This is a genomic window from Dorea sp. (assembly GCF_977044405.1).
In genome coordinates, this window is sequence record NZ_CDRRQK010000002.1 from 201,163 (window position 1) to 207,757 (window position 6,595).

5 protein-coding genes are annotated in these 6,595 nt (G+C 39.0%); 1 reads left to right on the forward strand and 4 read right to left on the reverse strand.

Translation table 11 applies throughout. The features are described 5' to 3' along the window. Positions 1–26: 26 nt before the first annotated feature. The 3 genes from ACWJAF_RS01915 to ACWJAF_RS01925 all read right to left on the reverse strand — a co-directional run bounded on the left by ACWJAF_RS01915 (position 27) and on the right by ACWJAF_RS01925 (position 4,998). Complete coding sequence (locus ACWJAF_RS01915) at positions 27–656, reverse strand: DUF1810 domain-containing protein (protein ID WP_448861835.1); 630 nt, start codon at positions 654–656, stop codon at positions 27–29. A 204-nt stretch (positions 657–860) separates the two neighbouring features. Next, positions 861–2,801: a glucose PTS transporter subunit IIA gene (locus ACWJAF_RS01920; RefSeq protein WP_448861837.1), complete on the reverse strand. Its 1,941-nt coding sequence runs from the start codon at positions 2,799–2,801 to the stop codon at positions 861–863. After that, on the reverse strand, positions 2,791–4,998 hold the full coding sequence (locus ACWJAF_RS01925; RefSeq protein WP_448861839.1) for an alpha-galactosidase: 2,208 nt from the start codon (positions 4,996–4,998) through the stop codon (positions 2,791–2,793). Before ACWJAF_RS01925 ends, ACWJAF_RS01920 begins: the two co-directional genes overlap by 11 nt. Positions 4,999–5,117: 119 nt before the next feature. On the opposite strand from ACWJAF_RS01925, the gene ACWJAF_RS01930 reads away from it, so the two are divergent. After that, on the forward strand, positions 5,118–5,972 hold the full coding sequence (locus ACWJAF_RS01930; RefSeq protein WP_448861841.1) for an AraC family ligand binding domain-containing protein: 855 nt from the start codon (positions 5,118–5,120) through the stop codon (positions 5,970–5,972). A gap of 213 nt (positions 5,973–6,185) precedes the next feature. Here ACWJAF_RS01930 and ACWJAF_RS01935 read toward each other — a convergent pair whose 3' ends face one another. Beyond that, positions 6,186–6,353 (reverse strand): PD-(D/E)XK nuclease domain-containing protein, encoded by a 168-nt coding sequence (locus tag ACWJAF_RS01935; protein WP_448861842.1) that lies wholly within the window; start codon positions 6,351–6,353, stop codon positions 6,186–6,188. Positions 6,354–6,595: the final 242 nt, after the last annotated feature.

The following is a 6,595-nucleotide window of genomic DNA, read 5'->3' on the forward strand; positions in this document are numbered from 1 at the left end:
ATCTCCCCTTTCATAATATCACATGTTTAAAGCTTTAATATAACCCCATCCGGACTAAATGCCACTTCATCGCCCTCATTAATCTCCTTCTGATAAAGTTCCGCATCCGGAATTTCTGTCTGGAATTCTTCTTCTGTCTTAAGTACCTTCAGATATACTTTCGCCATCGCTTCTTCACCGTCCGGTCTTCCTTCGCATCCAAAATCCGGATCCTCAATCTGCATTACCAGATGTCCCATATTCAGGATATCTACTGTCTGCGCATCTAATTTCCCGTCAAAAAACTTGTCCAGTACTTTCCGGAAAACTTCATTTTCTTTTGTCGCCAGGGCAAACAACGTCATTGACGAACGCAGTTTCAAATCATCCGGCCATCCCATGACTCTGGTGGCATCATTTGATTCCAACTGCAAAAGTGCCTCCGAAATTTCTCTTAAATGTGCATTTGTCACCGCATTTTCTATATATGCTTTGGCTTCTTCATAGTCTTCAATAGAGTAGTACATTGCAGTACCACTACTTCCCAGTCCCTGAATCTGTGGGAAAATGTACCACATCCAGCAGCTTCTCTTATGTCCGCTCTTAATCTCTGCAAAGGCTGTCTTATAATCAGACTCCTGCGCTTTGATAAACCGCTCTAGATTATTCTCTCTCATTCTTTTTTTGAACCTCCAGTTCATACATCTGTCTGTACGCTAATTCTTTTCCAGTACAGTATTTATAACAACATCCTTTTCTATTTTAGCATACCTGTCTATGTCATGTATACATTAAATCATCCGACATCTATAGAATAACTGGAACACAAAAAGCAGAAGCTGCTTTTTTACACCAGCTTCTGCTTTTCTTACTTTTATTGCTTATACCAATCCAGCAATCTTTTCTCCTTTTTTAATTTTACCCGGAGATTCTTTTTCTATTTTTCTTCCATTTGCATCTGTCGCAATCATCATCACTGACATATCATAACCTTCTGCTTTTATCTTCTCTATATCCTCTGTTACAAGAATATCTCCCATTTTCACTTGATCACCAACAGCTACTTGTACATCAAAATATTTTCCATTCAGATTAACTGTATCAATTCCAATATGAATCAAAAATTCATTGTTATTTTTATCCATCAATCCAATTGCATGTCCAGTATCCATTACCATAACCACTTCTGCATCAAACGGCGCATATACATTTCCATTTTCAGGTATGATTGCAACTCCATCGCCCAATACTTTCTGCGCAAATGTATCATCATCTACTTCTTCAATCGGGATCAATACACCATCTGCATATGCAGCAATCTCATTCTTTTGTGTTTCAGCCATTTTTCTCTCTGTCACATGGATCTTTTCAAATATATTTTCACCCACTTCATCTGCAGTTGTAACTGTTGCTTTTTTCTTTCCAAACAAAGTTCCCAGAATAAGTGTCATCAAAAATCCGGTTCCAAGTGCTACAACATGTGCAATTACATAATTTATGTATCCATGATGTGCCGGATCTGCAAGTGCAATTCCCGGCACTACAGTTGTTCCAAATCCAAGTGCTGCAAGGTTTGTAATATATACAATTGCGCCTCCGACTGCACCTCCGATACAGCCTCCTGCCAATGGATATCTATACCGGATGTTCACACCAAAAAGTGCTGGTTCTGTGATTCCAAATAATACAGAAACGAAACTTGGAATACAAAGTTCTTTTGCCTTTGCATCTTTTATATTTCTCACCATATATCCAAGCACTGCTCCACCCTGTGCAATAATCGCTACAGACATTAACGGATTCAGGAAGTTTCTTCCAGTATCCACTAGAAGCTGCGATTCAATTGCTCCAAACACATGATGTAAACCAGTAATAACAATCAACTGCTGTACTCCTGAAAATGCAGCGTATCCAAAAATTCCCAAATTCCTGGTCATCCACACCAGTACATTTGTAATTCCTGATGCTAATCCCCTTCCAATTGGTCCAATCAGAAGGAACAATAAAAATGAACTTACCAATGTCGTAAGAAGCGGTGATACCAAAAGTCTGATCACTTCTGGCACTTTCCTTTCAAAGAAAATATCCAGTTTAGCAGTTACAAGTCCCATAAGTAAAGCCACAATGATTCCGCCCTGAAAGCCTACAAGATCTACACCAAGTCCGAAAATATGTAATGTTGTTACTTCTACAGTTCCCTGCGCGGCCGCATAAGCATCTGCCAAACTCCCCGATAACATGATACATCCAATTACAATACCCATAATTGGTCTTCCACCAAATCGTTTCACTGCACTATAAGCTACACAAAGTGGAAGGAATCCAAATATTGCCCCCGATGAAATATTAATCAATCTTGCGATTCCATACAATGTTTCATTACTTTCCACAGCTTTCATATTTCCAAGTACACTGGAAAGTCCGGTCAAAAGCGCCGCTGCTAGAATTCCTGGCATAATCTCAATAAATACATCCGACAATGCCTTCAATGCTTTCTGAAGTGGATTCATCTTCTGTCCCGCTTTTGTCTTCAGGTCTCCCAGACTCATGGTGTCCATATGAAGCGACTCTCCCAATACCTGACATATATCATTCACCAGTCCGGCACCAAAGATAATCTGTACCTGATCCCCTGCTACAAATACACCTTTTACAAGATCTACATTTTCCATATTTTTAAGATCTGCTCTGTCATTATCTTCTAATACCAATCTTAATCTGGTTGCACAATGTGCAATTCCAAGAATATTCTTTTTCCCACCTGCAAGTTCTATCACTTGTTGTACAATAACTTCATATCGTTTCTTTTTTTTAGCGTCCATTTTCTTCTCCTTCCTCTACCGCTTCAAAATAATACATTTCTCCTCTGAAATCTTCCTTTTTCAATGGAATACTAATTCCGCAATACATTAGTTCATCCCCACTGTAAATTTCCCCGTTATCATATCTGCGGTATAATTTATCTGGATGTAACCCTTTTAATTTTAAAATTCTTACTGGTGCGGCTGGCTGACTTAATATTTCAAAAAAGAATGCAGCTGTCCGTTTCTGATCTTGTGACACAAAGTTCCATGCTGCTAGGTTTTCATTAAACGGATTCCTGATTCGATAAAAATCTCCCTGTTGTATAACAGGGCGAATCATTTTATAACACAGGATTTGCTCTTTCACATATTCTAATTCTTCGTCCTTTAAGCTGCCAAGGTCCAGTTCATATCCGAAGTTTCCGCTCATTGCCACATAGCCTCTTGTATCCAGCGGAGTTACTCTTCCTGTCTGCTGATTCGGAACAACACTTACATGTGCTCCCATCGTAATCGGTGGATAAGTCAGAGATGTTGCATATTGGATTTTCATACGGCAAACTGCATCCGTATTATCACTACACCATGTCTGCGGCATATAATAAAGCATTCCTGGGTCAAATCTTCCACCTCCACTGGAGCAGCTTTCAAATAATATCTCCGAAAATTCCGATGTTAACACGTCCATAATATAATAAAGGCCCAATACATATCGGTGTGTAATCTCTCCCTGACGGTCTGGTTCAAAATACATACTTCCCACATCGGTCAGATGACGGTTCATATCCCATTTTACATAGTCAATTGGATTATCCTTTAATATCTGTCTGACAGCTGCAATCACATAATCACATACTTCTTTTCTTGACAAATCTAAAACCAGCTGACCACGTCCGATTGTATACGGTCTTCCTTCTGTATGTAATACATAATCCGGATGTTTTCTGTATAGCTCACTGTCCTGTGATATCATCTCTGGCTCAAACCAGAGACCAAACTGCATACCCATATCATGGATTTTCTCTGAAAGTGATTTTAAGCCATTTGGAAGTTTCCTTTTATCAACAAACCAGTCGCCCAGCGAGCTGTTATCTGCATCCCGGTGTCCAAACCAGCCATCGTCTAGTACAAATAATTCTATTCCTGCCAAAGCGGCTTTTCTCGCCAGCGACAAGAGCTTTTCTTCATCAAAATCAAAAAATGTCGCTTCCCAATTGTTAATCAAAATCGGTCTTTCTTTTTTAGCATACGGGCTCCTAACCAGATGGTTTTGATAGAATTTATGAAATGTACGGGACATTTCTCCCAGCCCCTGTTTCGAATATACCATCACTACTTCCGGAGTTTGAAACATCTCTTCTGCTTCTAATTTCCATTCTCCATTCCATGGATTCATTCCCATCTGAAATCTGATATTTCGATAAGGATCTACTTGTGCTGCTGCCAGAAAATTACCGCTATAAACAAAATTCGCAGCAAATACTTCACCCTGGTCTTCATCAGCACCTTTTCTTAACAACGCCATAAACGGTGCCTGATGCGGTGAACTTGTACCTCTCAGACTTTCAATCTGCACTGTTCCATTACTAAGAGGCCGCCTGTCCATATTACGTTCATTATTATGTGCTCCATACAGAGTCAGAACATCAAATTCATCTTCTCTTATGTCTACTGACATACTTAACATTTTCGTCAAATACAACGGCTTTTTTCCCTTATTCAGAAACATGACGCTACGTGTAATAACACTCTCGTTGACAAATACACTATATAAAAGACATACTTTAAGTCCTGCCACAGCATCTTCCATATACACTTTCAAGGTCTGCACATCCTTCTTGCTTCCAAATGATGCTGGAAGACCTGAAAGTTTCGGTTTTCCGTCTGAAATTTCATATCCTATGTATTCAAGATTACTAATCCGGCTTCCGTTCTCTTGACGTATCCCGTATGCCGGATTCCGAAAATCACCATTTCCTGTCTGCGGATACTCCTGCGGTAATGTATCTAATGAAAATGTTCTATCCGACGCATCCGGATTAGGCGCAAATCCACGATCCTTCCAGATAATCCGTCTACTTTCATGATATGAAGAAATGCGTCTTCCCCAATACAAATGCACAAGATACTTTTCTTTTACCACCTGCATAATATAACTTGTATTTCCAGCCTGTAAATGAAAAATTTTTCTTGATTTATCGTAAATAATCGGCATTTTCTACTCCTTTCCCATTTCCTTATTGCAATTCTAATTATAATCTGATATTTTAAATTATATATGGATTTATGTTGTTTATCTATGTGATTTTGTTGAATGTTTGGGAGGTGTATGCGATGAAAGATTATATATTTTCAAATGATTTTTCCCGAAATCTGGATGCCATGATTTATACTTGTGGATATGAAACCTGTATTCCCGGACACAGTTATGGTCCTGCCATCCGTAGCGGCTATATGATTCACTACATTTTAAAAGGAAAAGGAATTTATAAGACCAACGGTAAGATTTACCAGCTTTCAGAAGGAGATGCTTTTTTGATCAAACCGGATACTCTCATCTATTATGAAGCGGATCACCACCATCCCTGGAGTTATACATGGATCGGATTTCAGGGAATCAAAATGCGTCAGTATTTTGAACGCACTTCTTTACTGGAGCATCCATGTTTTCATTATGACAAAGATGACCGCGTCCGCCTTTGCCATGAAAAAATGTATGAAGCCTATCACCTAACCCAAAATCGTGATCTCATACTCAATAGTATCCTGTACGAATACCTATATCTTCTTGCCACCAAATATCCGCAGGAAAATATTTCACCGGAAGCCAAAAAGCGTTCTTATGTTGAAGACTCTTTACAATACATTGAAAATAATTATGATCATTCTTTCAGCATTCAGGAAATTGCAGATTCTCTCGGACTGGAACGTACTTATCTTTACCGCCTTTTTAAAAAAGTAACCGGCTTCTCCCCACAGGAATATCTTCTGGATTACCGTATCCGCAAAGCTTGTGAACTTTTGCAGAATACAGATCTTCCAATTGTCCAAATTGCCAGATCTGTAGGATATGAAGATTCCTTATATTTTTCCAGACTTTTTAAACAACATATGAAATTTCCCCCTTCTTCTTACCGGCAGAAAAATTTTCCTGCATGTTCTGATATGCCAGACTATAATAACGATTGAACAAAGTTTTTGATAAACAAGGGGGCTGGCTCTTGCCGGTGTATTTACGGCTCTAAATTTATTATGCCTGGCACTCACTGTGGTCAACTTTGCTCTCCCGGAGAGTATCGTACACAGACAGCCCTTGGAATTTAAGTTTCTTATCTGTTTAGGAAACTAAAATAAGGATGTTGTAAAGACGGATCCCTGCCCTTACAACATCCTTACCAGTATTTATTCTTCTGTTCCAATCAGAACTTTCTTTCCACGGAATGCAAATCCATAATGCTGGATCCGCTTCCTTGAGATTCCCCGCGCAAGCAGTTCCTCATCATATTTTTTCTCTTCAATCTGGCGAAGTGCATTCTCTACTGTCTGTTCCAGTGACTTCTCTCTTGTCATGTTCTGTGTTTCTGAGTTTATAGTGCCTGGCACCTGGTGTATTTTAACCTATCTGAAAAAATATTTTATACATACCTCACCCAGCCTCACTCATATCATGAATAATTTTCATCCAGAGCTTTGACTTCTTCTACTGTTAGTTTTGCTATTTCTGCAATTTCTTCATATGACAATTTTTTTAATTTCAACAAACGCTCTGCTACTTCTATCAGTTCTTCTTTTCGCATTTCTTCCATCGCTTT